At 37.4% G+C, this 26,391-nt stretch carries 19 protein-coding genes and 1 pseudogene; 18 read left to right on the forward strand and 2 right to left on the reverse strand.

The window, feature by feature from the left end; all coding sequences use genetic code 11:
• From N8O80_RS06795 to asp5, 18 genes and pseudogenes are all read left to right on the forward strand, one after another.
• Window positions 1-2,442 (forward strand): LPXTG cell wall anchor domain-containing protein (locus N8O80_RS06795; protein ID WP_261027504.1); only part of this gene is annotated, 2,442 nt, incomplete at its 5' end.
• A gap of 152 nt (window positions 2,443-2,594) precedes the next feature.
• Window positions 2,595-4,691 (forward strand): glycosyltransferase, encoded by a 2,097-nt coding sequence (locus tag N8O80_RS06800; RefSeq protein WP_261027387.1) that lies wholly within the window; start codon window positions 2,595-2,597, stop codon window positions 4,689-4,691.
• Complete coding sequence (locus N8O80_RS06805; protein ID WP_261027389.1) at window positions 4,681-5,547, forward strand: acyltransferase; 867 nt, start codon at window positions 4,681-4,683, stop codon at window positions 5,545-5,547. Before N8O80_RS06800 ends, N8O80_RS06805 begins: the two co-directional genes overlap by 11 nt.
• A gap of 7 nt (window positions 5,548-5,554) precedes the next feature.
• Window positions 5,555-6,300, forward strand: a pseudogene (locus N8O80_RS06810) (glycosyltransferase family 2 protein).
• Between the two features lie 28 nt (window positions 6,301-6,328).
• Window positions 6,329-7,339, forward strand: coding sequence for a sugar transferase (locus N8O80_RS06815; protein ID WP_261027391.1), 1,011 nt, complete (start codon window positions 6,329-6,331; stop codon window positions 7,337-7,339).
• Window positions 7,340-7,348: 9 nt separating this feature from the next.
• Window positions 7,349-9,793: an SP_1767 family glycosyltransferase gene (locus tag N8O80_RS06820; RefSeq protein ID WP_261027392.1), complete on the forward strand. Its 2,445-nt coding sequence runs from the start codon at window positions 7,349-7,351 to the stop codon at window positions 9,791-9,793.
• Window positions 9,794-10,021: 228 nt separating this feature from the next.
• Entirely contained in the window at window positions 10,022-10,894 is an 873-nt protein-coding gene (locus N8O80_RS06825; RefSeq protein ID WP_261027393.1) for a glycosyltransferase family 2 protein, read from the forward strand.
• Between the two features lie 109 nt (window positions 10,895-11,003).
• The gene (locus N8O80_RS06830; protein WP_261027394.1) at window positions 11,004-12,233 is read left to right on the forward strand and encodes a glycosyltransferase family 8 protein; all 1,230 of its coding nucleotides are present in this window, start codon (window positions 11,004-11,006) and stop codon (window positions 12,231-12,233) included.
• A 320-nt stretch (window positions 12,234-12,553) separates the two neighbouring features.
• On the forward strand, window positions 12,554-12,862 hold the full coding sequence (locus tag N8O80_RS09780; protein WP_369010948.1) for a glycosyltransferase family A protein: 309 nt from the start codon (window positions 12,554-12,556) through the stop codon (window positions 12,860-12,862).
• 748 nt (window positions 12,863-13,610) lie between these two features.
• Entirely contained in the window at window positions 13,611-14,828 is a 1,218-nt protein-coding gene (secY2, locus tag N8O80_RS06835; RefSeq protein WP_261027396.1) for an accessory Sec system protein translocase subunit SecY2, read from the forward strand.
• Window positions 14,829-14,837: 9 nt separating this feature from the next.
• On the forward strand, window positions 14,838-16,418 hold the full coding sequence (asp1, locus tag N8O80_RS06840; protein ID WP_261027400.1) for an accessory Sec system protein Asp1: 1,581 nt from the start codon (window positions 14,838-14,840) through the stop codon (window positions 16,416-16,418).
• Window positions 16,402-17,937: an accessory Sec system protein Asp2 gene (asp2, locus tag N8O80_RS06845; RefSeq protein WP_261027401.1), complete on the forward strand. Its 1,536-nt coding sequence runs from the start codon at window positions 16,402-16,404 to the stop codon at window positions 17,935-17,937. The genes asp1 and asp2 overlap by 17 nt, the downstream gene beginning before the upstream one ends.
• Window positions 17,934-18,374 (forward strand): accessory Sec system protein Asp3, encoded by a 441-nt coding sequence (gene asp3 / locus N8O80_RS06850; protein WP_261010786.1) that lies wholly within the window; start codon window positions 17,934-17,936, stop codon window positions 18,372-18,374. The genes asp2 and asp3 overlap by 4 nt, the downstream gene beginning before the upstream one ends.
• Window positions 18,367-20,739: an accessory Sec system translocase SecA2 gene (secA2, locus tag N8O80_RS06855; protein ID WP_261027402.1), complete on the forward strand. Its 2,373-nt coding sequence runs from the start codon at window positions 18,367-18,369 to the stop codon at window positions 20,737-20,739. The genes asp3 and secA2 overlap by 8 nt, the downstream gene beginning before the upstream one ends.
• An 11-nt stretch (window positions 20,740-20,750) precedes the next feature.
• Window positions 20,751-22,262, forward strand: coding sequence for an accessory Sec system glycosyltransferase GtfA (gene gtfA, locus N8O80_RS06860; RefSeq protein ID WP_261027403.1), 1,512 nt, complete (start codon window positions 20,751-20,753; stop codon window positions 22,260-22,262).
• The gene (gene gtfB / locus N8O80_RS06865; RefSeq protein ID WP_261027406.1) at window positions 22,255-23,592 is read left to right on the forward strand and encodes an accessory Sec system glycosylation chaperone GtfB; all 1,338 of its coding nucleotides are present in this window, start codon (window positions 22,255-22,257) and stop codon (window positions 23,590-23,592) included. Before gtfA ends, gtfB begins: the two co-directional genes overlap by 8 nt.
• Window position 23,593: 1 nt before the next feature.
• A complete protein-coding gene (gene asp4 / locus N8O80_RS06870; protein WP_001278707.1) occupies window positions 23,594-23,773 on the forward strand; it encodes an accessory Sec system protein Asp4 in 180 nt (59 codons plus the stop codon).
• A gap of 4 nt (window positions 23,774-23,777) precedes the next feature.
• Complete coding sequence (gene asp5 / locus N8O80_RS06875) at window positions 23,778-24,002, forward strand: accessory Sec system protein Asp5 (protein WP_261027409.1); 225 nt, start codon at window positions 23,778-23,780, stop codon at window positions 24,000-24,002.
• Between the two features lie 51 nt (window positions 24,003-24,053).
• Here asp5 and N8O80_RS06880 read toward each other — a convergent pair whose 3' ends face one another.
• Window positions 24,054-25,007 (reverse strand): aromatic acid exporter family protein, encoded by a 954-nt coding sequence (locus N8O80_RS06880; RefSeq protein WP_261027414.1) that lies wholly within the window; start codon window positions 25,005-25,007, stop codon window positions 24,054-24,056.
• A gap of 66 nt (window positions 25,008-25,073) precedes the next feature.
• Complete coding sequence (gene sstT, locus N8O80_RS06885; protein WP_261027416.1) at window positions 25,074-26,279, reverse strand: serine/threonine transporter SstT; 1,206 nt, start codon at window positions 26,277-26,279, stop codon at window positions 25,074-25,076.
• Window positions 26,280-26,391 lie beyond the last annotated feature (112 nt).

Here is a 26,391-nt window from a genome sequence, read left to right on the forward strand (position 1 = left end):
TCAGCAAGTACATCAGCTTCTGAATCAGCGTCAACAAGTGCGAGCCAATCAGCAAGCACATCAGCTTCTGAATCAGCATCAACAAGTGCATCAGAATCAGCAAGTACATCAGCTTCTGAATCGGCATCAACAAGTGCCTCTGAATCAGCAAGCACATCGGCATCAGAGTCAGCGTCAACAAGCGCATCAGAGTCAGCAAGCACATCGGCTTCTGAATCGACATCAACAAGTGCGTCAGAGTCAGCAAGTACATCCGCTTCTGAGTCAGCGTCAACAAGTGCGTCAGAATCAGCAAGCACATCGGCTTCTGAATCGGCATCAACAAGTGCCTCTGAATCAGCAAGCACATCGGCATCAGAGTCAGCAAGTACATCGGCATCAGAGTCAGCAAGCACAAGCGCTTCTGAGTCAGCAAGCACATCGGCTTCTGAATCGGCATCAACAAGTGCATCAGAGTCAGCAAGTACATCAGCTTCTGAATCAGCGTCAACAAGTGCGTCAGAGTCAGCAAGCACAAGCGCTTCTGAGTCAGCAAGCACAAGCGCTTCTGAGTCAGCGTCAACAAGTGCCTCTGAGTCAGCAAGCACAAGCGCTTCTGAATCAGCATCAACAAGTGCCTCTGAGTCAGCATCAACAAGTGCGTCAGAGTCAGCATCAACAAGTGCGTCAGAGTCAGCGTCAACAAGTGCGTCAGAGTCAGCAAGCACATCGGCATCTGAGTCAGCATCAACAAGTGCGTCAGAGTCAGCAAGTACATCGGCTTCAGAATCAGCCTCAACAAGTGCGTCAGAGTCAGCAAGCACATCAGCTTCTGAATCAGCATCAACAAGTGCGTCAGAGTCAGCAAGCACATCGGCTTCTGAATCAGCGTCAACAAGTGCGTCAGAGTCAGCAAGCACATCGGCATCAGAGTCAGCAAGTACATCGGCATCAGAGTCAGCAAGTACATCAGCTTCTGAGTCAGCAAGCACATCGGCTTCTGAGTCAGCGTCAACAAGTGCGTCAGAGTCAGCAAGTACATCAGCTTCTGAATCAGCATCAACAAGTGCATCAGAGTCAGCAAGCACATCGGCTTCTGAGTCAGCAAGTACATCGGCATCAGAGTCAGCAAGTACATCAGCTTCTGAGTCAGCAAGCACATCGGCTTCTGAATCGGCATCAACAAGTGCATCAGAGTCAGCAAGTACATCAGCTTCTGAATCAGCGTCAACAAGTGCGTCAGAGTCAGCAAGCACAAGCGCTTCTGAGTCAGCAAGCACAAGCGCTTCTGAATCAGCATCAACAAGTGCCTCTGAATCAGCATCAACAAGTGCGTCAGAATCAGCAAGTACATCAGCTTCTGAGTCAGCATCAACAAGCGCATCAGAATCAGCAAGCACATCAGCTTCTGAGTCAGCATCAATAAGTGCGTCAGAGTCAGCAAGTACATCAGCTTCTGAGTCAGCATCAACAAGTGCATCAGAGTCAGCGTCAACAAGTGCATCAGAATCAGCAAGTACATCAGCTTCTGAATCGGCATCAACAAGTGCGTCAGAATCAGCAAGTACATCAGCTTCTGAATCAGCATCAACAAGTGCATCAGAGTCAGCAAGCACATCGGCTTCTGAATCGGCATCAACAAGCGCATCAGAATCAGCAAGTACATCGGCTTCTGAATCGGCATCAACAAGTGCATCAGAGTCAGCAAGTACATCAGCTTCTGAATCAGCATCAACAAGTGCATCAGAGTCAGCAAGCACATCAGCTTCTGAGTCAGCCTCAACAAGTGCGTCAGAGTCAGCAAGTACATCAGCTTCTGAATCAGCATCAACAAGTGCATCAGAATCAGCAAGTACATCCGCTTCTGAGTCAGCGTCAACAAGTGCGTCAGAATCAGCAAGCACATCGGCTTCTGAATCAGCGTCAACAAGTGCGTCAGAGTCAGCAAGTACATCAGCTTCTGAATCAGCATCAACAAGTGCGAGCCAATCAGCAAGCACATCAGCTTCTGAATCAGCCTCAACAAGTGCGTCAGAATCAGCATCAACAAGTGCATCAGAATCAGCAAGTACATCAGCTTCTGAGTCAGCATCAACAAGTGCGTCAGAGTCAGCAAGTACATCAGCTTCTGAATCAGCGTCAACAAGTGCGAGCCAATCAGCAAGCACATCAGCTTCTGAATCAGCCTCAACAAGTGCATCAGAGTCAGCAAGCACATCAGCTTCTGAATCGGCATCAACAAGTGCGTCAGAGTCAGCAAGCACATCGGCTTCTGAATCGGCATCAACAAGTGCATCAGAGTCAGCAAGCACAAGCGCATCAGAATCAGCAGGTAAGACTGGACAGCAATTGCCGAATACAGGTACAGAAGCTTCCAAATCATCCGTGCTTTTAGGAGCTTTAGCAGCAGTTACAGGTATTGGATTGGTTGCGAAACGCCGTAAACGTGATGATGAAGAATAATCGTATTAAAAATACATAGAAAGTATTATTATTTCGATTTATGAAGAATCCCTTGGATGAAAATCATCCAAGGGATTTTTGATATTAAAAGTAAATAGAGGCTGAAAAATAGGGTGAAAAATGTTATAATATTAAGGAAGGAGAAAGGTTTCATGACTGAAAAAATTACGGTAATTGTCCCAGTTTATAATGTTGAAAATTACCTGAATAAATGTTTAGATAGTATCATAAAACAAACATATAAAAATCTTGAAATTATTGTTGTCAATGATGGCTCTACAGATAATTCGGGTACAATTTGTCGAGAGTATGCACAAAAAGATGATCGGATTGTTTATATTGAAAAAGAAAATGGTGGTATATCTGATGCACGAAATGCAGGTTTAGGTAGAATGACTGGAACTTACGTAACTTTTGTAGATTCAGATGATTGGGTTGAATTAGATTATGTAGAAACCTTATACAAAAAAATAATTGAGTATCAGGCAGATATTGTAGTTGGGAATTATTATTCTTTCAACGAAAGTGAGGGAATGTTCTACTTTCATATATTAGGCGACTCTTATTATGAGAAAGTATATGACAATATTTCTATCTTTGAGAACTTATATGAATCCCAAGAAATGAAGAATTTTGCTTTGATATCTGCTTGGGGTAAACTCTATAAGGCAAGATTGTTCGAGCAGTTACGCTTCGATGTAGGTAAATTAGGAGAAGACGGTTACCTCAATCAAAAGATTTATTTGTTGGCTGAAAAGATTGCTTATATCCATAAAGGGATCTATTCTTATCGCATCAGAAATAATAGTTTGTCCAGGACTTGGACAGAAAAATGGATGCATGCCTTGGTTGATTCCATGTCTGAACGTATCACTTTATTAGCCAGTCTAGGATATCCTTTAGAAAAACATTTAGCTATTTATCGTCAGATGTTAGAAGGAAGTCTTTCTAATGGTAAGGGCAGTGGTTTAGAAAAAACTCCCACCTATAAAGAGTTTGAGGCAAAAAAACATCTACTAGATCAACTTGAAAAAACTAAGAAAACACAAAAGAAAGCCATTGTCCTAGCGGCGAATTATGCCTATGTAGACCAAGTTTTAACGACTATTAAGTCTGTTTGTTACCACAATCGTTCGCTTCGTTTTTATCTGATTCATAGCGATTTTCCAAATGAATGGATTAAGCAAATAAATAAGCGCTTAGAGAAGTTCGATTCAGAAATTATCAATTGTCGGGTGACATTCGAGCAGATTTCAAGGTATAAGACAGATATTAGTTACACTGTTTTTTTACGCTATTTCATAGCTGATTTCGTGCAAGAAGACAAGGCCCTCTACTTGGATTGTGACTTACTTGTAACGAAAAATCTGGATGACTTGTTTGCTACTGACTTACAAGATTATCCTTTGGCTGCTGTTCGAGATTTCGGGGGTAAAGCCTATTTCGGTCAAGAAATCTTTAACGCAGGTGTTCTATTGGTAAACAATGCTTTTTGGAAAAAAGACAATATGACACAAAAATTAATTGATTTAACCAATGAATGGCACGATAAGGTGGAACAGGCTGATCAAAGTATTTTGAATATGCTTTTTGAACATAAATGGTTGGAATTAGACTTTGATTATAATCATATTGTCATTCATAAGCAGTTCACTGATTATCGATTACCTGAAGGTCAGGATTATCCTGCTATTATTCATTATCTTTCTCATCGGAAACCGTGGAAAGATTTGGCAGCTCAAACCTATCGTGATGTCTGGTGGTATTATCATGGGCTTGAATGGACAGAGTTGGGACAAAATCATCATTTACATCCATTAAAAAAATCTCACCTTTATCCGATAAAGGAACCGTTCACTTGTCTCATCTACACAGCCTCAGACCATATTGAACAAATTGAAACATTGCTTCAATCCTTACCAGAGATTCAATTTAAGATTGCAGCTAGAGTCATGGTCAGTGACCGATTGTCTCAACTGACAGTTCATCCAAATGTGACCATTTTTAACGGGATTCACTATCTGGTAGATGTTGACAATGAATTGATAGAGACGAGTCAAGTCCTTTTAGATATTAATCATGGCGAAAAGACAGAGGAGATTTTAAATCAATTTTCTAAACTTGGCAAGCCTATCTTAGCCTTTGAAAATACCAAATCCTATGAAGTAGATCAGGAAGTATATGCTGTTGACCAGGTTCAGGTAATGATTGAGAAATTAAGAGAAGTGGAAGATCGACATGGAGTTTAAAGATTCTGTAAAGTTATTAGGAGATTTTCATCATATAGAGATATCTCCTACTGCTACCATTGAACTAGGAACAGATGTTACATTTCGTTCATTTATAAGTTTGGAAGTATCTGATAATGCTAAATTAACACTAGGAAATAGAGTTTTCTTTAATGATCATTGTACGATTCGTTGTGGTAAAGAAATTGAAATCGGTAAAGATACTATGTTTGGAGATGGGGTAAGGATTTTTGACCATAACCATAAATATTCAAATTATCATATCGAAAAAATTCAATTTACTGCTGACAAAATAACTATTGGAAAAAATTGTTGGATTGGGACTAATGTTGTCATTTTAAAAGGAGTGACGATTGGAGATAATGTCATTATTGGAGCAAATGCCCTAATTTATAAAGATATACCAGCTAATTCTATCGTTACTTCTCAAGAGGATTTGAAAATTATTCCTAGGAAACAACACCAGTTTCATGTTTTTACTTTAACAGCTTCAGACACTTTAGAAAATTTAGACTATCTTGTTCAGAATCTGCCAGAGGTAGCTTTTCATATAGCAGCTAAAACAAATATTTCAGATTATCTTGAAAGTTTCAATCGTTATGAAAATGTAAATATATATACAAATGTTCATCATGATGATATTATTGAGGACTTGTTGAAGAAATCAGATATTTATTTAGATATCAACCATTGGGGAGAGGTAGATGGTATTGTTAATAGAGCAATAGAACAGAATAAGCCTGTTTATGCTTTTGAGAATACCAATCATGATTCAAGTGGATTTAGCAAAGTTTTTCGACAAGAAGATTCAAATGGAATGGTGACAGAGATAAAAAAATTTTTAGGAGAAAAATGATTATAGTATGGGGAATGAATTAATCAGTATTATAGTTCCAATCTACAATGTTGAAAACTATTTGCGACAGTGTTTGGATAGTATTCAGAACCAGACGTATCAAAATTTTGAGTGTTTATTAATCAATGATGGTTCTCCAGACAATTCAGCAGATATCTGTAGAGAATATGTTGCTAAGGATGCTCGTTTTCGTTATTTTGAAAAAGGAAAATGCAGATATTAGTATCGGGCGTTATAATTCTTATGATGAAACACGCTATGTATATATGACTTATGTTACGGATCCAGATGATTCTCTGGAAGTGATAGTTAGGAAAAGCAATCATGGATAGGGAAGGTGTCGAAGAAGTCAAAAATGGGAACTGGACTGTAGCTGTCTTGAAGTTATTCAAGAGAGAGTTACTACAAACTCTACCATTTCCTATAGGTAAAATTGCAGAGGATATTTACTGGACATGGAAGGTTCTTCTAAGAGCGTCTAAGGTAGTCTATTTAAATCGTTGTGTTTACTGGTACCGTGTTGGTTTTACTGGCACTTTATTGAATACATGGAGAGAAAAGCGTATATATGATGAAATAGAGGCTAGGGACGAAAAACTCGCTGGTTTAGCAAGTTTAAATTATGACTTGACCAATTATATTTTGGTTTATAAAAATAGACTACAAAGAGTAATAGCAAAATTAGAAGAACAAAATATGCAATTCACAGAGATTTATAGAAGGATGATGGAAAAAATGTCTTTCCTTCCGTAGATATTAATAAAAAATGAGATAATACAATATGAAACTACATTTAACGAATTTATACGGTATGGCAGGTGATAGTACGGTTATCTTAGCGCAAAATGCTGTTCAAAAGATAGCCAGTCAACTGGGATTTAGAGAGGTTGGCATCTATTTTTACAATATTGCTTCAGATAGCTTATCTGAAATGAATAAGCGTCTGGATGGGATTATGGCCAGTATCTCTATTGGAGATATATTAGTCTTTCAGTCTCCAAGCTGGAATGGTTTTGAATTTGATCGTCTATTTTTTGACAAATTAAAGGATATGCAGGTGAAAATTATTTGCTTTATCCATGATGTTGTTCCTCTCATGTTTGATAGTAACTATTATCTCATGAAAGAATACATGTACATGTATAACCTGTCAGACATTTTGATAGTCCCATCAGAGAGAATGAAAGAACGTCTGATTGAAGAAGGATTGACAACTAAGAAAATCCTCGTTCAAGGTATGTGGGATCATCCTCATGATTTATCCCTATATACCCCAGAGTTTAAAAAAGAACTCTTTTTTGCTGGCAGTTTAGAGCGTTTTCCAGACTTACAAAATTGGTCTCAAGATACGCTATTGAGAGTATTTTCAAATAAAGGAGAAGCTAATTCTAATGCTAGAAATCTTAGTATTGAAGGATGGAAAAAAGACGAGGAACTGTTACTAGAATTATCAAAAGGTGGATTTGGTCTTGTCTGGGGAACTCACCAAAATGATGGAGAAAGTAACCAATACTATACTTTAAATATATCTCATAAGGTTAGTACCTATCTAACAGCTGGTATCCCAGTGATTGTACCGAGCAACTTATCAACTGCTAAATTTATAGTAAATCAAGGATTGGGCTTTGTGGTGAATAGTCTGGAAGAAGCTCATGAGATAGTTGATAAAATGAATCTACAAGAATATCAAGAAATGACGAATCGTATCAAGACATTTAGCTATTTGCTAAAAGAGGGATATTTCACTAAAAAGTTACTGGTAGATACAATCTATCACTTGGGAATTGATTAAGGAAATGAAATGAACAAAACAATTGTACTTGCTGGGGATCATAATTACACCAGGCAGTTAGAAACAACTATAAAATCTATTCTATACCACAATCGAGATGTTAAGATTTATATTTTAAATCAAGATATTATGCCAGATTGGTTCCGCAAACCACGAAAAATAGCTCGATTGTTAGGCAGTGAGATTATTGATGTTAAGTTGCCAGAACAGGCTATTTTTCAGGATTGGACTAAGCAAGACCATATTAGTGTAATTGCATATGCTAGATATTTTATTTCGGATTATATTTCTGAAGATAAGGTTTTATATCTAGATAGTGATTTGGTTGTGAATACTTCATTAGATAAACTATTCGGTATTGATTTAGAGGAAAAATCACTCGCAGCTGTTAAAGATACAGATGGAATTACATTTAATACAGGTGTTCTATTAATCAATAATGAGAAATGGCGTCAAGAGAAACTAAAAGAACGGTTAATTGAACAGTCTATCCTAACAATAAAGGAAGTTGAAGAAGGTCGTTTTGAGCATTTTAATGGCGATCAAACGATATTTAATCAGGTCTTACAAGATGATTGGTTAGAGCTAGACAGAACTTATAATTTACAAGTGGGGCATGATATTGTGGCTTTGTATAATAATTGGCAAGGTCATTTAGCTTTTCATGACGAACCAGTAGTGATTCATTTTACGACCTACAGAAAGCCATGGACCACCTTGATAGCCAATCGTTATCGTGATTTATGGTGGGAATTTCATGATTTGGAGTGGAGTCAGATTTTACAACACCATATAGGAGAGTTTGAACTAATATCGCCTCTAGATAAGGAATTTTCTTGCTTAACCTTAACGAATTCCCAAGATTTAGAAGGAATAGAGGAGTTAGTTACAGCGCTTCCAGATGTGGTATTTCATATCGCTGCTTGGACGGATATGGGAGATAAGCTAAAAAGATTGGCAGTATATGATAATGTGAGATTGCATCCACAGATTGTTCCTCCTGTATTAGACAAGTTGAAAAAGTCAATAAGTCTTTATTTGGATATCAACCATGGTAGTGCAGATGAAAACTTTTTAAAATCTTTGCGAGAACAAGAAAAAACGCTATTGGCTTTTCAATCGACTCGGCATGGAGATATAGGACAAACCGTTTTCGAAAATGGGAAAGTTTCCTTTATGATTGATGCCATTAAAGATTTTAAGAAAAACGGATATCTTACCTGTTTTCGACAAGTTCCAAGTTTAACTTGTTTGACTTTTACGGCTTCTCAGGATATTGAACAGCTGGATTACTTGGCCGAACAGTTGCCAAATGTTGTTTTTCAAGTTGCTGCCTGGACAGATATGGGGCCAAAGCTATATGATTTATCTAATCGTTATCCCAATATTCAGCTCTATCCAGCAATTTCTAGAGATAAGCTAGAAGAGTTGAAGGAAAAGATGGATGTTTATTTAGATATCAACCTACTGACTTCAACAGCCGATATTGTTGCAGAAATGACTTATCTATCTAAACCCGTACTAGCCTTTTATAAATCTCAAAATGGGAATAATGGTCAAAGGTTGTATTCAAGTGAACATCCTGAACGAATGTTGGTTGATTTGCAAAAATTGATCAATAAGGATATGCTAGAAAAACAGCTTGATCCAATCCAGGTGAAAGGAATAGATGAAACCTTGGATTATATTATTGAGAACAAGTCTTCTTTAGTTCGTTTTGGAGATGGAGAAATCAATATGCTTGCAGGGCATTCGATTCCCTACCAGGATTATGATGAAGAGTTGACCTCAATCATGAGGGACATCATCGGCCAAGAAAGTCGAGAAGATTTAGTTGTGTGCCTTCCTGATGCTTTTACAGATCGTTTTAAGTTTACATCGTGGGCGATTCCATTTTGGAAAGAACATATGGATCATTATATGGATTTTTACAGAGAATTATGTAGTGATTCATGGTATGGCTCAACCTTTGTATCTCGACCTTATATCGATTTTAAGGACAAAAGTCAAGCTAAAGCCCAATTTGAAAAATTGAAAAGCATTTGGGAAAACCGTGACTTACTAATAGTCGAAGGTGCGACTTCTCGTTCCGGTGTCGGAAATGATTTATTCGATGAGGCAAATTCTATTAAGCGAATTATTTGTCCTTCTCATAGTGCCTTTTCTAGAGTTCATGAAATTGAACAAGAAATTGAAAAGTATGCGACTGGTCGCTTGATTTTATGTATGCTTGGTCCTACAGCAAAAGTTTTAGCCTATCATTTAAGTCGAAAAGGTTACCAAGTCTTAGATATTGGTCATATTGACTCCGAGTATGAGTGGATGAAGATGGGTGCTAAAACCAAGGTTAAATTTTCACATAAACATACAGCAGAGTATAATTTTGATCAAGATATTGAGTTCGTTGAGGATGAGACCTATAATAGTCAGATTATGGCAAGGATATTAGAATAACTTATAAGTATGATTAATGAGTTCACAATTTTGATTGAACATTTTTAGACAAATAAAGAAATTAATGAGGGTATCTCTCTAAAATAATAGATATTTTAAATAAAATGAGTCTATTATGAACAGGAATTTGAAGAAACATTTTCATGATTTACCTGGAGGCTACCCAACAACTATATTGCTAGATAAATAAAGATTTATTCTATAATTTTAAGATTGTAGGTGAAATGTATGGAATCTTTGATTAGTGTTATTATTCCAGTTTATAATACTGAAAGTTATATTGGACTTTGCTTGGAAAGTCTTGTTAAACAGACTTATACAAATTTTGAAGTTCTTATGATTGATGATGGTTCTACAGATAATTCAGGAAGAATTTGTCAGGAATATACAGAGAGTGACTCCCGTTTTCATTACTATAGGAAAGAAAATGGTGGAGTTTCCTCTGCTCGTAATTTAGGAATTGAATATTCCAGAGGTGATTATTTAACTTTTGTTGATTCAGATGACTGGGTTGAGGAAGATTATTTAGAAGTTCTATATTCTGCTCTAGTATCCGAATCTGCGTCAGTCTCAATTTCAACATATAAAAGATTTTCTATGGAAGATAATACTTGGTATGTTCACTCTTTTCAAAGAGGTTACGATAAACGAGTCTTTCATCATCTAGAATTAATCAATGAATTAATTGATTTGGATTCTTTCGATCATTCATATCGTTTTGTAAGCGGAAAGTTAGTAAGAAAAGATGTTGTGGGGGATATTCGTTTTAATTCTCTAACTAGTTTAGGTGAAGATATGGAATTTTGGTTTAAAATCTATCTAATCTCACCTAAATCTGTCTATATCAATAGAGATAGTTATGTTTATAGAACAGGTGAAGGCTCGACGAGACATTTTAGTTTACTCAAGATCAAGTGTGATTTACAGCAACGTGAAAATTTTATAGCTCTTCTTGCTGCTCGAAATATAGAAGTTGGTCGATACGTAGACAATTTTGTATCCCTGTTAAAATTTCGAAAAAAAGAACTTGAAGATAAAAATCTATCATCAACAGATACGATGAAATGGATTAAGGAAACATTATGTTTACTTGATGAGTAAGTGAATCAAGTGATTTTGATTTTATGTAAAGATGATAGAAAAATCTATTTGGTTTAATGTATGCAGGACACTAAATAATGTTAGTTAGAATAAATGATAAGGATTTAAAATGGGAAATACCAAACGTGCAGTAGTATTTGCAGGTGATTACGCTTATATTCGACAAATCGAAACAGCTATGAAATCAATCTGTAGACACAATAGTCACTTAAAAATTTATGTACTAAACAAGGACATTCCTCAAGAATGGTTCAGTAGATTAAGAATGTATATTCAAGAGATGGGAGGAGACTTGATTGATTGCAAGCTTATTGGGCAACAGTTCCAAATGAATTGGTCAAATAAACTGCCTCATATCAATCATATGACCTTTGCCCGTTATTATATTCCAGATTTTGTAACAGAAGATAAAGTTTTATATTTAGATAGTGATTTATTGGTAACAGATGATTTGACCGATTTATTTGAATTAGATTTAGGGGAAAATTATTTAGCTGCAACGCGTTCTTGTTTTGGTGCTGGAATTGGTTTTAATGCTGGAGTATTATTAATAAATAATAAAAAATGGCAAGCTGAAAATATTAGACAAAAGTTAATTGATTTAACAGAAAAAGAACATGAAAATGTGGGTGAAGGAGATCAATCTATTTTAAATATGTTGTTCTTTGATTCCTATATTGAAATTGATGAAACTTTTAATTACCAAATAGGATTTGATAGAGGTGCGGCAGAACAAGGACATGCTTGGATCTTGGAAAAATCAATTAACCCGCTCCCTAAAATCTTACATTATATTTCTCAAGATAAGCCATGGAATCAATTTTCTGTAGGTCGCTTGCGAGAAAATTGGTGGAACTATTCTTTTATGGAATGGACTTATATTGTATCTACTTGGAAAGAGAAGGGTGAGCTTTATTCTGCACAAGTATATAAACCAAAATTAACTTGTATGAATTTGACAAATTCTTGGTGTGTAGAAAAAATGGATTACCTAGTTAAACAATTACCAGAAGTACATTTTTATATTTGTGCTCATACTTTTATGGCAGATGAATTAAAGAGATTAGCAACATTTAATAATGTAACCCTCTATCCTAATGATTTTCCTTTGTTAATAGAAAAACGTTTAAAAGAAGTCGATATTTACTTAGATTTGAATCATGATCAGAAATTAATGTATATTTATGATTTAGTAAAGAAATTTGAAAAGCCAATACTAACTTTCGATAATACCCGTTGTTTGACTATACCTGAAGAAGATTATTTTGGAATTTGTCATCATGATAGCCCTGAAGAAATGGTAGAAATGATTAAAAGTTTTATGGAAGGAAAGTCATGAGGAAATCAATTGTTTTAGCAGCGAATAATGCTTATTTAGTTCAATTAGAGACAACAATTAAGTTTTGACATATCTTTACTATATTAAAATTCTAGATTAATATATTGAATGATATTATAGATTTTAGGATGAACTATCTATATTTTATAAAAGTAGATGGTTAAATGAATATAATTTGTAAGTAGAGCGTTTATTGAATAACTTTCGTTTTTAAATTTAGAATGTATAAATTTGCTAGAAATTCGAGAAGACATGAATAATGAATTCATCGGTTTAATTATTCCGATTTATAATGATGAAAACTATCTATAGATGTGTAGATGTGTCTTGATAGTACTGCTAAACAAACCTATTTAAACATAGAGATTATACTAATTAATGATGGCTTATCAGATACTCGGTATGAAGGACTTCGACGTTCCCAAGGTAAATTTATATCCTTTATAGACTCGGATGGTTGGATTGATCCAACTTATGTGGAGGATTTGTATAAAGTAGCTTTATTAAATGATTCGGAAGTTGTTGTCTCCAATTATAAAGAATTTCATCAGGAACAAAATGTTTATTTGATGACTATTACGAGAGAAATTATATTGGGGAGGAATTGCTCCAGCAATTACCGTTTTTAGAACGTCAAAATTTATCTTTTACGACGAGTTGGGGTATTCTATTTTCTAGTAGATTATTTGAATTTATTTCATTTCCTAAGGGAAAGAATATCGAAGATTCAAGAACTAATTATAGACTATTTTAGGAATCTCGTTATTCTACATATATTCATAAATCGCTTTATAATTTTAGAGTGGGATTAAATAGCATTAGTACAAATATCAATGAAAAGTTATTGACAGATGTATTTGAATGTTTGACAGAACGTATTGCGATTATGCTATGAAGTGTTGGAATGTAGTAGAGAAAAAGAAAAATGTATTAAATAGTCTGCAAGTGAGCTATCAGCAAGCCAAAGAAGCTGATTTAGAAGATACGGGTATTTTCAAACATTATACGGAATATTTGAATCTTTTGAACAAATAAGAGATTTTGCTACATATAAATTTTGAGGTATGCAAATTAAGAAATGAACTTCAAACAGCCAGTTAAATTTATGTTAGTAATTATAATTTTCAATGATTTACTTGTTTAAGACTTAGTCATACTAATTGAGAATTTAGTTGAATATTTTTGGAAGGATATATATATTCCTTTTGAGAGTTGTTAATAGGAATGTTTTTTATAATACTAGTATTTAATAAATCTTAGATAGTTCTGACTGCCTTACTAAGAAACAGTACTTTATCATATAAAGGTAAGTAATAATATAGTGTATGTCTGTAGAAGTAGAAAGATTGAAACTAAAGTTTAATAAAGGAGTATTTCGTGAAAAAAATTTACTCATCGATGGTAGTAAAAAAAGGACTAACAACTTTGTTTTTGTTGTTTATTTATATATTAGGAAGCAGAATTACTCTCCCTTTTGTTGACCTAAATAGTAAAGATTTTTTAGGAGGTTCAACAGCCTATCTAGCCTTCTCAGCAGCCCTAACAGGTGGAAATCTAAGAAGTTTGTCAATTTTTTCTGTTGGACTATCCCCTTGGATGTCAGCTATGATTTTGTGGCAGATGTTTTCTTATTCTAAAAAATTGGGGCTAAGTTCTACAGCGATTGAAATTCAAGATCGTCGAAAAATGTATCTGACCTTGCTAATTGCTGTTATTCAATCCTTGGCAGTTAGCTTGAGCTTACCAGTTCAATCCTCCTACTCGGCAATTTTGGTTGTTCTAATGAATACCTTGTTACTGATAGCAGGAACATTTTTTCTTGTTTGGTTGTCAGATTTAAATGCCAGTATGGGGATTGGGGGTTCTATTGTAATCCTCCTATCCAGTATTGTTTTAAATATCCCTCAGGATGTTATTGAAACATTTCAAACGGTTCATATTCCAACAGGGATTATTGTGTTACTTGCTTTATTAACCGTTGTCTTTTCTTATTTACTTGCCATTATGTATCGAGCTCGCTATTTGGTTCCTGTTAATAAAATTGGCTTACACAATCGTTTTAAACGCTATTCTTATCTCGAAATCATGTTGAATCCTGCAGGTGGGATGCCTTATATGTATGTGATGAGTTTTCTTAGTGTACCAGCTTATCTGTTCATCTTGTTGGGATTTATTTTGCCTAATCATTCAGGGCTAGCGGCTTTATCAAAGGAATTTATGGTTGGGAAGCCTTTGTGGGTCTATGTTTATATTTCGGTCTTATTTTTATTTAGTATTATTTTTGCATTTGTTACTATGAATGGAGAAGAGATTGCAGACCGCATGAAAAAATCTGGAGAATACATTTATGGAATTTATCCAGGAGAGGACACTAGTCGATTTATTAATCGATTGGTCCTTCGTTTTTCAGTCATAGGTGGTCTCTTTAATGTGATCATGGCAGGTGGTCCCATGCTTTTTGTTTTGTTTGATGAAAAGTTATTACGATTAGCAATGATTCCAGGCTTGTTTATGATGTTTGGGGGCATGATTTTTACGATTAGAGACGAGGTCAAGGCTTTAAGGCTAAATGAAACCTATAAACCCTTGATTTAGGAGACTTTTATGTATTATTTTATTCCAGCTTGGTATGGTTCAGAAAGAACATGGCATGCAACTATCACTCCATGGTACTTTTCTCATTTTCGTCTAGAGTTTGATGATACCTTTCACCAGATTCGGCTCTTTCAAGAGCAAGATATAGATTCTCGTCTATTAGTATTAGCTTACCAGCCTCATCTACGTTATTTTTTACATAGACATGGGGTGTTGGAAACGGATACTTATTCCGTTTTTGATGTTATGCAAGATTTTCATAATCTCCATACCCAAGTTTTAAGCATCAGAGATATTGAGTGGGATGATGACTGTGAATTTATTTATAGTCCCTTTACGATTATCGTTCAAAAAAATGGGAAGAAATTTGCTAAGGTTGAACATGGGGTTGAAGGCTTCATCAGTGATATACAGTATTTTAAACCCAATGGTCAAGTAGATATGCACTATATCATGGATGATCGTGGGTTTGTATCGAGTGTTATCTTTTTTGAAGATGGGCAAGCGGCCTATCAAGAATATCTGAATCCCAAGGGAGTTTGGCAATTTAGAGAGCGTTTAAAAGAAGGCGGACGGGTAGAAATCAATCCAATTTTTGGTTATCGCTTTAAATCGCTTATCTACCAAAACATGGGAGATTTGGTGGCAGAATTTTTTGAGAATTATCTGCAAACGTATGTGAAGGACCAGGATATTTTTATGCTTCCTTCTCATTCTCATCATGATCAGCTGGTCTTAGACCGATTACCTAAGAAAAATCCGAAACTGTTGAGTCTTTTCATTGGACGTAATCCTCAAGATACCTTTAGGGATTTAGATTTAACTTTTGAAAAATCTGATTTGATTTTGGTGGATAGAGAGGATAGTTTACGATTGTTGCAGGAGTTGTATCCTGAACGAATGCATCAATTTTATCATTTATCATCTTTTGATACCCGATTACGATTGGGGAGAAGCCAAACTAAGAAAGAATCCATCATTTACTATCAACTGGATTTTGAACAGGGGATTGATAGCCAAGCTCTGCTTCAAGTCTTGTCCTTTGTCGCTGAAAATAAGGATACTGAGGTGATTTTTGGAGCATTTGCTGCTAGTCAGGAGCAAATGAATGAGGTTGAAGGAATTGTTGAGTCTTTCATCCAAGAAAATATTAAATCTGAAAGTCTGGGAAAGTCGATTGATTATGGTGATGCAGAAAATCCTCTGGAAGAAAATCAACACCAGGACTTACGCATACAGTTTGTCAACTTGAATGATGAGTTAGATTTGATAAAAACACTAGAGTTTGTTCGTTTGATTGTGGATTTAAATAGTCATCCTCATCTCTACACACAGATAGCTGGGATTAGTGCAGGGATTCCTCAAATCAACCTAGTTGAAACCGTCTATGTTGAACATTTAAAAAATGGTTATTTGCTGACAGATGTGACAGAATTTTCTAAGGCTGCACATTATTATACAGATAGGTTGAAAGAGTGGAATGAGTCCTTGATTTATTCGATTGATAAGATTAAGGAGCACACTGGACAACGTTTCTTAGATAAATTACATCACTGGATTGAGGAGGTTACAGATGTCAAAGGACTATAAAATCCTACAGATAGGGATTGATAATTGGGATCATCATTATGAAATTCCTGAAAACATGGATTGGTATTATTTCTGTCCTAACTCACCATTAGCCCTTCGTAAAATGATGGAGATGGAAGAAATAACACGTTTTCATTCTATTTTGATAGAGGATGGTCAGTATTTATCTGATTTACTGCCTTTTGTTCATCATATTGAGCCTCATACTCTTTTTTATAATCAAGGTTTTAAAACGACAGATTTGGGTATTCTTGATTTATTAAAAAAGCGGTGTGCACAAGCAATTGATTTTTCAAGTCCCCAACAATTAATCAATGACTTGAGTAAATCTCTTTTTGGCGGTGGGTATGGTGATAAACTTTTTCCTTCGACGATACAAGTGAATTCAAACTTTACAGGGGCTATTTCTTATCAAGGATTTGATTATATCAGTTTGGAAGGGGATTTTGGTAAAGATTTTTCTCAACTTGCATACTGGTCTTATAATATCATGGTTCAACAAGAACTTCCTATTGAGCTGTGGCTTGAGTATGAGAAACAAGGGAATTGTGATTTTCGTCTGCTTATCCGTAAGATTTGGAGTGGATCTGTTGATGATTTTTTCGAAGAGATAATAGTATCAGAAAATGACTTAGAGAAAGCACTTTTTATGGATAGTCGAGATGGAGACTATTTTCTCTCGATATCTGTTGAGGCAAGAGGCTATGGAACAATCAAACTAGGTAATCTTCATAAACGTTGGAGCCGAAAACAATTTGGGAAGTTTGTATTGGGTGGAAATATCCTACATGATTCTAAGCGCGATGAAATAAACTATTTTTTCCACCCAGGTGATTTTAAACCGCCTTTGGCTGTTTATTTTGCAGGTTTTCGTCCAGCGGAAGGTTTTGAAGGTTACTTCATGATGAAAAGTCTAGGATGTCCCTTTATCTTATTCTCCGATCCACGTTTAGAGGGGGGAGCTTTTTATCTAGGAACCGATGAGCTAGAGGGAAAGGTCAAAGAGACGATTGCTCATTATCTTGACTATTTGGGATTTGAGCGTCAGGATTTGATTTTATCAGGTCTTTCTATGGGAACATTTCCTTCACTTTATTATGGAGCTACTTTTGAGCCTTATGCTATTATAGTCGGAAAACCCTTGGCTAATCTAGGAACTATAGCCAATCGTGGACGTTTAGCAAGTCCTAGAGTTTTTCCTACGAGTTTTGATGTTTTAAAACATCAAACTGGAGGAGTAAGTCTTAATCACATGTTAAAGTTGGATCAGCGTTTTTGGAAGGTCTTTAAACAAGCAAATTTTTCAAAGACAACCTTTGGTTTGTCCTACATGAAGGATGAAGATATGGATCCACAAGCTTATGAACAATTAGTGTCTTATTTATGTAATACAGGTGCGAAGATATTGTCTAAAGGAACTGCTGGACGACACAATGATGATACAGATACCAATGTTGCTTGGTTTATCCACTTTTATCGGATGGTACTAGCAAGTGGTTTTGGAAGGGAGAAAGAATGATTATCACACAAAGACAGTCCATTCATTGGGGAGAAGTTGGTGGGACTTATATGTACGGATCAACTGTATCTTATTACCCTGACAAAAGTGTTCGGCTCTATAATCCTCTATTGCCATCTGGTGAAATTCTCAAGACTTGGCTTTCTAGTGTCAATTACCAGGCTGCACGGACTCAGCCCCAGCTTCCCTTACTAAAAAGAAATCAGGAATATCAACTATCACTGGTTTTTGATTGTCAGCCTGAAAATGGGGTTTATACCAAGATAACTTTTTTTGACCGCTATGGTGATATTTTAGAAGAAAAGGTAGAAAAAGTGAAAGATTTCATATTTACTTATCCAGAGGACAGTTATACTTATCAAGTTTCTCTTTTAAGTGCTGGTTTTGAATCCTTAACTTTTTATCATTTTTCTATCAAGGAGATTAGAAGTGTTTAGACGTTTAGGTCAAGATTTCCAGCTTAGGAAAGTGAAAAAGATTTTAAAGAGGATCAATAGCTTAAAAGGCAAGATGTCCTCTCTTTCGGATCAAGAATTAGTCGCTAAAACAGTGGAGTTTCGTCAGCGTCTTTCCAAGGGAGAAAGTCTAGATGACCTTTTAGTAGAAGCTTTTGCAGTGGTGCGTGAAGCAGACAAGCGGATTTTAGGTATGTTTCCCTATGATGTTCAGGTCATGGGAGCTATTGTCATGCACTACGGAAATGTTGCTGAGATGAATACAGGTGAAGGTAAAACCCTAACAGCCACCATGCCGGTCTATTTGAACGCTCTTTCAGGTCAAGGTGTGATGGTTGTTACGCCTAATGAGTATTTATCAAAGCGGGATGCAGAGGAAATGGGCCAAGTTTATCGTTTCCTAGGCTTGACTATTGGGGTCCCATTTACAGGGGATCCAAAGAAGGAAATGAAAGCAGAAGAAAAGAAACTGATCTATGCTTCGGATATCATTTACACAACCAATGGTAATTTAGGTTTTGATTACCTAAATGATAATCTGGCTTCGAATGAAGAAGGTAAGTTTTTGCGACCTTTTAACTATGTCATTATTGATGAAATTGACGATATCTTGCTTGATAGTGCACAAACTCCTTTGATTATTGCGGGTTCTCCCCGTGTTCAGTCTAATTACTATGCAATCATTGATACACTGGTGACAACGCTGGTCGAGGGGGAAGATTATATTTTCAAAGAGGAGAAGGAGGAGGTATGGCTTACTACTAAGGGAGCTAAAGCTGCTGAAAGCTTCTTAGGAATAGATCATTTTTACAAGGAAGAACATGCGGTTTTTGCTCGCCATTTAGTCTATGCAATTCGAGCTCATAAGCTCTTTACTAAAGATAAGGACTATATCATTCGTGGAAATGAGATGGTATTGGTGGATAAGGGGACTGGTCGTTTAATGGAAATGACCAAATTGCAGGGGGGTCTCCATCAGGCCATTGAAGCCAAGGAACACGTGAAGTTGTCTCCTGAAACGAGGGCCATGGCTTCAATCACCTATCAGAGTCTATTTAAGATGTTTAAAAAAGTATCTGGGATGACGGGGACAGGAAAGGTAGCAGAAAAAGAATTTCTTGAGACTTATAATATGGCCGTTATTCGGATTCCAACCAATCGTCCTAGACAACGGATTGATTATCCAGATAATCTCTATATAACTTTACCAGAGAAAGTTTATGCGTCTTTGGAATACATCAAAGAGTATCATGCTAAGGGAAATCCCTTACTCGTTTTTGTTGGATCAGTTGAAATGTCTCAACTTTATTCATCTCTCTTGCTCCGTGAAGGGATTGCACATAACGTTCTCAATGCCAATAATGCTGCGCGTGAGGCCCAAATTATCGCGGAATCAGGTCAGATGGGGGCAGTAACAGTGGCTACGTCTATGGCAGGACGTGGTACGGATATTAAACTCGGTAAGGGAGTTGCAGAGCTTGGTGGCTTGATTGTCATTGGAACAGAGCGGATGGAGAGTCAGCGGATTGATCTTCAAATCCGTGGTCGTTCTGGCCGTCAGGGAGATCCTGGGATGAGTAAGTTTTTTGTTTCCTTAGAGGACGATGTTATTAAGAAATTTGGTCCTTCTTGGGTGCATAAAAAGTACAAAGATTACCAAGTTCAAGATATGACGCAACCAGAAATTCTCAAAGGTCGTAAGTATCGTAATCTAGTTGAAAGGGCTCAACATGCCAGTGACAGTGCTGGTCGAACTGCCCGTCGTCAGACCTTAGAGTATGCGGAGAGCATGAATATCCAACGTGATATGGTTTACAAGGAACGCAATCGTCTAATAGATGGTTCTCGTGACTTAGAAGATGTAGTTGTAGATATCATTGAGAGATATACAGAAGCGGTATCGTCTGAACACTATGCCAGTCGTGAATTGTTGTTTCACTTTATTGTTACTAATATCAGTTTCCATGTAAAGGAGATTCCAGATAATCTAGACCTATCTAATCAGAAACAAGTCCGCTCCTTTATTCGACAAGTTGTGGGTAGAGAACTCTCTGAAAAGAAGGAATTACTGGAACAACATGACTTGTATGAACAGTATTTACGACTCTCTCTACTCAAGGCTATCGATGATAACTGGGTGGAGCAAGTAGACTATCTACAACAGTTATCTATGGCTATCGGTGGCCAATCTGCTGCACAGAAAAACCCAATTGTAGAATATTATCAAGAAGCCTATGCAGGCTTTGAAACGATGAAAGAGCAAATTCGTGCTGATATGGTACGGAATCTCCTGATGGGGCTGGTTGAGGTCACTCCAAAAGGTGAAATCGTGACTCATTTTCCATAAGAGGAGAAAATATGACAATTTACAATATAAATTTAGGAATTGGTTGGGCCAGTAGCGGTGTAGAATATGCTCAGGTCTATCGTGCCGGTATTTTTCGAAGTTTGAATTTACCCTCTAAATTTATCTTTACAGATATGATTCTAGCTGATAATATTCAGCACTTAACAGCCAATATTGGTTTTGATGATGAGCAAGTTATCTGGCTTTATAATCACTTTACAGATATCAAGATTGCACCAACTAGTGTAACAGTAGCTGATGTCTTGGCTACTGTTGACGGTGTTGAAAGTCGTAGAGAAAAGAATGGCAAGGTTTTGCGTGTCTTCTTTTCTGACCAAGATAAGTTTGTCACCTGTTATTTGGTTGATGAGAACAAGGACTTGGTCCAATATGTGGAGTATGTATTTAAGGGGAACTTGATTCGGAAGGATTACTTTTCTTATACGCGTTATTGTAGCGAATACTTTGCTCCCAAGGACAATGTTGCAGTCCTATACCAACGAACTTTTTACAATGAAGACGGGACCCCAGCCTATGATATCTTGATGAATCAAGGGAAGGAAGAAGTTTATCGTTTTAAGGATAAGATTTTCTATGGGAAGCCAGCCTTCATGCGTGCTTTTATGAAATCCTTGAATTTGAACAAGTCAGATTTGGTCATTCTGGATAGGGAGACAGGTATTGGACAGGTTGTGTTTGAGGAAGCACAAGCGGCGCATTTAGCGGTAGTCGTTCATGCGGAGCATTATAGTGAAAATGCTACAAATGAGGATTACATCCTCTGGAATAACTATTATGATTATCAGTTTACCAATGCGGATAAGGTTGATTTCTTTATCGTATCAACTGACAGACAAAAGGAAGTTCTACAAGAGCAATTTGCCAAATATACTCAGCATCGTCCAAAGATTGTTACCATTCCTGTAGGAAGTATTGATGCATTAACTGAGTCAAGTCAAGGACGCAAACCATTTTCATTGATTACGGCTTCACGTCTTGCTAAAGAAAAACACATTGACTGGTTGGTCAAGGCGGTCATTGAGGCGCGTAAGGAAATCCCTGGATTAACCTTTGATATTTATGGTAGCGGTGGAGAGGATTCTCTGCTCAGAGAAATTATTGCAAATCATCAGGCTGAGGATTATATCCAACTCAAGGGACATGCGGAACTTTCGCAGATTTATAGCCAGTATGAGGTCTACTTGACTGCTTCAACTAGCGAAGGATTTGGTTTGACCTTGATGGAAGCAATTGGTTCAGGTCTACCTCTAATTGGTTTTGATGTACCTTATGGTAATCAGACATTTATAGAAGATGGGAAAAATGGTTATCTGATTCCAAGTTCATCTGACCATGTAGAAGACCAAATCAAGCAAGATTATGCAGCTAAGATTTGTCAATTGTATCATGAAAATCGTTTGGCGGACATGCGTGCCCATTCTTACCAAATTGCAGAAGGTTTCTTGACCGAAGAAATTTTAGAAAAGTGGAAGAAAACAGTAGAGGAGGTGCTCCATGATTGAACTTTATGATCGTTACAGTCAAGAAAGTCGAGATTTACATGAAAGTCTAGTCGCTACTGGTCTTTCTCAACTTGGAGTAGTCATCGATGCAGGTGGTTTTCTGCCTGATGGTCTAGTATCTCCTTTTACTTATTATCTAGGATATGAAAAGGGGAAACCTCTCTATTTTAACCAAGTCCCTGTTCCAGCTTTTTGGGAAATTTCAGGAAATAATCAGTCTGCTCGTATTGAAGATATGACACAGGAGAGAGCCGTTATTCATTATGCTGATGGAATGCAGGCTCGCTTGCTTAAACAGGTAGATTGGAAAGACTTGGAAGGTCGAGTCCGTCAAGTTGATCATTACAATCGTTTCGGAGCTTGTTTTGCTACAACGACCTATAGCGCAGATAGTGAGCCGATTATGACGATTTACCAAGATGTCAATGGCCGGGAGGTATTACTTGAAAACCATGTGACGGGTGACATCTTATTGACCTTACCTGGTCAGTCCATTCGTTACTTTGCAAATAAGGTTGAATTTATCACCTTCTTTTTGCAAGATTTGGAAATAGATACAAGTCAGCTTATCTTTAACACCCTAGCGACTGCTTTCTTGGTTTCCTTCCATCATCCAGATAAATCTGGCTCAGATGTTTTGGTGTGGCAGGAACCTCTCTATGATGCTATTCCAGGCAATATGCAGTTGATTTTGGAAAGTGATGATGTGCGTACTAAGAAAATCATCATTCCAAACAAGGAGACTTATGAACGTGCTTTAGAGTTGACTGACGAGAAATACCATGATCAGTTTGTGCACTTGGGTTACCATTACCAGTTCAAACGAGATAATTTCCTAAGACGAGATGCCTTAATTTTGACTAATTCAGATCAGATTGAGCATATAGAAGCAATAGTAGAAACCTTGCCTGATGTTACGTTCCGCATCGCAGCGGTGACAGAGATGTCTTCTAAGCTCTTAGATATGCTTCGTTATCCTAATGTGGTCCTTTACCAGAATGCTAGTCCACAGAAGATTCAGGAACTGTATCAACTGTCGGATATTTACTTGGATATCAATCACAGCAATGAGTTGTTGCAGGCAGTACGTCAGGCCTTTGAACACAATCTCTTGATTCTTGGATTCAACCAAACGGTACACAATAGACTTTATATCGCTCCAGACCATCTATTTGAAAGTAGTGAGGTTTCTGCTTTGGTTGAGACCATTAAACTAGCTCTTTCAGATGTTGAGCAAATGCGTCAGGCACTTGGCAAACAAGGCCAGCATGCAAACTATGTTGACTTGGTGCGATATCAGGAAACCATGCAAACTGTTTTAGGAGGCTAATATGTCAGACGAAGATTTATTTTACAAAGACGTTGAAGGTCGCATGGAAGAGTTGAAACAAAAACCCATCAAGAAGGAAAAAGAAACCCGAGGGGAAAAGATTAGTAAAACTTTTTCACTCATCTTGGGTTTAATGATTCTAATCGGTTTGCTCTTTACACTGCTAGGAATTTTGAGGTAGGCCTATGATTGACATACTGATTGTTTTAGCTATTGTCCTCTCTCTTGCTTTGATTGTATTGGTAACCATACAACCCCGCCAAAATCAATTATTCTCTATGGATGCTACCAGTAATATTGGTAAACCAAGCTACTGGCAGAGCAACACCCTGGTAAAGGTCTTCACTTTATTGGTGAGTTTGGCCTTATTCATCCTACTATTAACCTTTATGGTGCTAACTTACAAATAAAAGAAAACTCCAGATTTTCACTTTTTGTGATTGGTCTGAAGTTTTCTTTTTTTACTGTCCATATTTTTTGTAAAAGTCAACTTTTACTTGGATGAAGGTCTTGGCTTCACGTAGGAGTTGAAGAAGGGTGGCGCGGGTTTCAAATTCTTTTCTTGTCTTGGGCAGACTGCGGTTACGGAAGACTTCTAGATAGCGTTCGATTTCATCTAGTAAATCAGAAGCAGGATTGGTCTGGCTCAGTTGCCCTGCAATTTTTGAAAAGAGTTGGGCCAAAATCAGGCTCTCGCTGGCAGCTAGGTGACAGGTGTTGATTTGCTGGGCCATGTTTCGCAGGATACGACTTTGTCGCTGTCTCATCTCAAAGTAGTGAATATGGTAATCAGTCTGGTGAAAGAGGTGGTCAGAATGATCCAAATAGACCAGCCTGAGGGCTTCTTCCAAAAGGGTGTCTAATTCATCTACCAGCTGTGCTCGGTTGCGTCCATCCCCTCTGGATAAATAATATTTGAAGCGCTGGAGGATATCTTTTAACTTTTCTTCCACCAGCGTGTGGTAGTGCTGGATTTCCTCTTCTCGTGAAGGCATGTAGAGGTTGACCAGCAAAGCAAATCCTGTACCGATAGCAAAGAGAAGGAATTCATTGACTAGAAGGTCTGGAGAGGTTGACTCTTGTACCAAGAGATGGCTAACCAAAACAGTGCTTGGTGTGATACCAATTTCCCAGCCCATCTTGTAGGCTATAGGCACATAAAGAGCTAGATAGAGGCCGAGGCTCCAGATATGAAATCCGCTCAAGTGAAAAGCTAAAACACCAATGGCTAGAGCTAGAAGCATGGAAAAAAGACGATTTCGGGCCAGTTTTAAAGTACTTCTACGCGTATCAGATAGGCTCAAGAGAGCGATGATTCCGGCCGAAACTGCTGAGGAAAGATTGAGAAAATAAGCAAGAAGGCAGGCAAGACAGGTAGCTAAGATGAGCTTGGTCGTACGTTGGCTAATAGACATAAGGATTTCCTAGTAAGTTAGATAAAAGCGTAAAAGACAAGACCTGAGCAGGCTTGCCTTTATGAGTTATTTTTTACGGGCTGCTGCGTATTCGGCAACGGCGGTAAAGAGGACATCTGTAGAAGAGTTGAGGGCTGTTTCACATGAGTCTTGGATAACTCCAATCACAAATCCAACCCCAACAACTTGCATGGCAATATCGTTAGAAATACCGAAAAGGCTACAAGCAACTGGGATAAGAAGGAGGGATCCTCCAGCGATACCAGAAGCACCACAGGCTGAGATGGCTGCTACTACACTGAGTACAAAGGCTGTCGCAAAGTCAACAGGGATTCCCAAAGTATTTACTGCAGCAAGGGTCAAAACGTTAATAGTAATCGCTGCTCCGGCCATGTTGATAGTAGAACCGAGTGGGATAGAAACTGAATAGGTATCTGGATCTAGTCCGAGGTCGTGGCAAAGTTTCATATTGACAGGGATGTTAGCCGCAGAACTACGAGTGAAGAAGGCAGTTACACCGCTGACACGCAAGCATTTCCAAACGAGGGGATAAGGATTTCTCTTCATAAAGAGGAAGGCAATTAGTGGATTGACTACTAGAGCTACAAAGAACATGGTTGTCACCAAGAGGGCAAGCAAGATTCCATAGTTAGCTAGGCTTTCGATTCCCTTATCAGAGATGGTTTTGAAGACAAGGCCAAGGATTCCAAAGGGAGCTAGGTTGATAATCCATTCGACAATCTTAGAAGTCACATCAGCCATGGTTTTCAGCAATTCTTTACTATTTTTGCTGGCCTCTCTCATTGCAATACCAAAAACAACTGCCCAAGATAGGATACCGATGTAGTTGGCTGTGACAAGGGCATTGACTGGATTGTCAACCAGTTTGAGTAAGAGGTTGCTGAGGACTTGTCCAATTCCATCTGGTGGTGCGATTTCTGTATTGGCACTATTTAAGGTAATCTCAACAGGGACGATGAAGCTTGCTAGGACAGCAACAAGTGCCGCTGCAAAGGTTCCCACCAAGTAAAGGAAGATAACCGTTTTCATGTTGCTATCTTGCCCCTTTTGATGTTGGGAAAGGGCATTGGCAACGAGGGCAAAGACTAGAATAGGTGCGATGGCTTTGAGGCCACCAACAAAGAGATCTCCAAGTAAACCAATTCCTGAAATGTTAGGAAGTGTCAGCCCTAGGGTTCCTCCAATAAGCATGCCAATCAAAATCCGTTTGATTAGGCTTGCCTTATTCCAAGCATGAATGAATTTTTTCATAACAATCTCCTTTGTTGTGTAATGTTTATGATTATAGTATAAATATGAGCTAAAATCAAGAATTTTCTGTCTATTTTGGCTATTATTTTTGAATATTTATGGAGATTCATCA

It is taken from the genome of Streptococcus mitis, from assembly GCF_946190155.1.
GTDB lineage: Bacteria > Bacillota > Bacilli > Lactobacillales > Streptococcaceae > Streptococcus > Streptococcus mitis_CL.

Bases quoted from the DNA above. Each gene is read 5' to 3' on its own strand.
- asp4 (WP_001278707.1), top strand. From the start codon at position 23,594: ATGTCAGACGAAGATTTATTTTACAAAGACGTTGAAGGTCGCATGGAA.
- N8O80_RS06805 (WP_261027389.1), top strand. From the start codon at position 4,681: ATGGAGTTTAAAGATTCTGTAAAGTTATTAGGAGATTTTCATCATATA.
- N8O80_RS06880 (WP_261027414.1), bottom strand. From the start codon at position 25,007: ATGTCTATTAGCCAACGTACGACCAAGCTCATCTTAGCTACCTGTCTT.
- N8O80_RS09780 (WP_369010948.1), top strand. From the start codon at position 12,554: ATGTGTCTTGATAGTACTGCTAAACAAACCTATTTAAACATAGAGATT.
- asp2 (WP_261027401.1), top strand. From the start codon at position 16,402: ATGTCAAAGGACTATAAAATCCTACAGATAGGGATTGATAATTGGGAT.
- N8O80_RS06815 (WP_261027391.1), top strand. From the start codon at position 6,329: ATGAAACTACATTTAACGAATTTATACGGTATGGCAGGTGATAGTACG.
- asp1 (WP_261027400.1), top strand. From the start codon at position 14,838: ATGTATTATTTTATTCCAGCTTGGTATGGTTCAGAAAGAACATGGCAT.
- sstT (WP_261027416.1), bottom strand. From the start codon at position 26,279: ATGAAAAAATTCATTCATGCTTGGAATAAGGCAAGCCTAATCAAACGG.
- N8O80_RS06825 (WP_261027393.1), top strand. From the start codon at position 10,022: ATGGAATCTTTGATTAGTGTTATTATTCCAGTTTATAATACTGAAAGT.
- gtfA (WP_261027403.1), top strand. From the start codon at position 20,751: ATGACAATTTACAATATAAATTTAGGAATTGGTTGGGCCAGTAGCGGT.
- N8O80_RS06820 (WP_261027392.1), top strand. From the start codon at position 7,349: ATGAACAAAACAATTGTACTTGCTGGGGATCATAATTACACCAGGCAG.
- asp5 (WP_261027409.1), top strand. From the start codon at position 23,778: ATGATTGACATACTGATTGTTTTAGCTATTGTCCTCTCTCTTGCTTTG.
- asp3 (WP_261010786.1), top strand. From the start codon at position 17,934: ATGATTATCACACAAAGACAGTCCATTCATTGGGGAGAAGTTGGTGGG.
- N8O80_RS06800 (WP_261027387.1), top strand. From the start codon at position 2,595: ATGACTGAAAAAATTACGGTAATTGTCCCAGTTTATAATGTTGAAAAT.
- gtfB (WP_261027406.1), top strand. From the start codon at position 22,255: ATGATTGAACTTTATGATCGTTACAGTCAAGAAAGTCGAGATTTACAT.
- N8O80_RS06830 (WP_261027394.1), top strand. From the start codon at position 11,004: ATGGGAAATACCAAACGTGCAGTAGTATTTGCAGGTGATTACGCTTAT.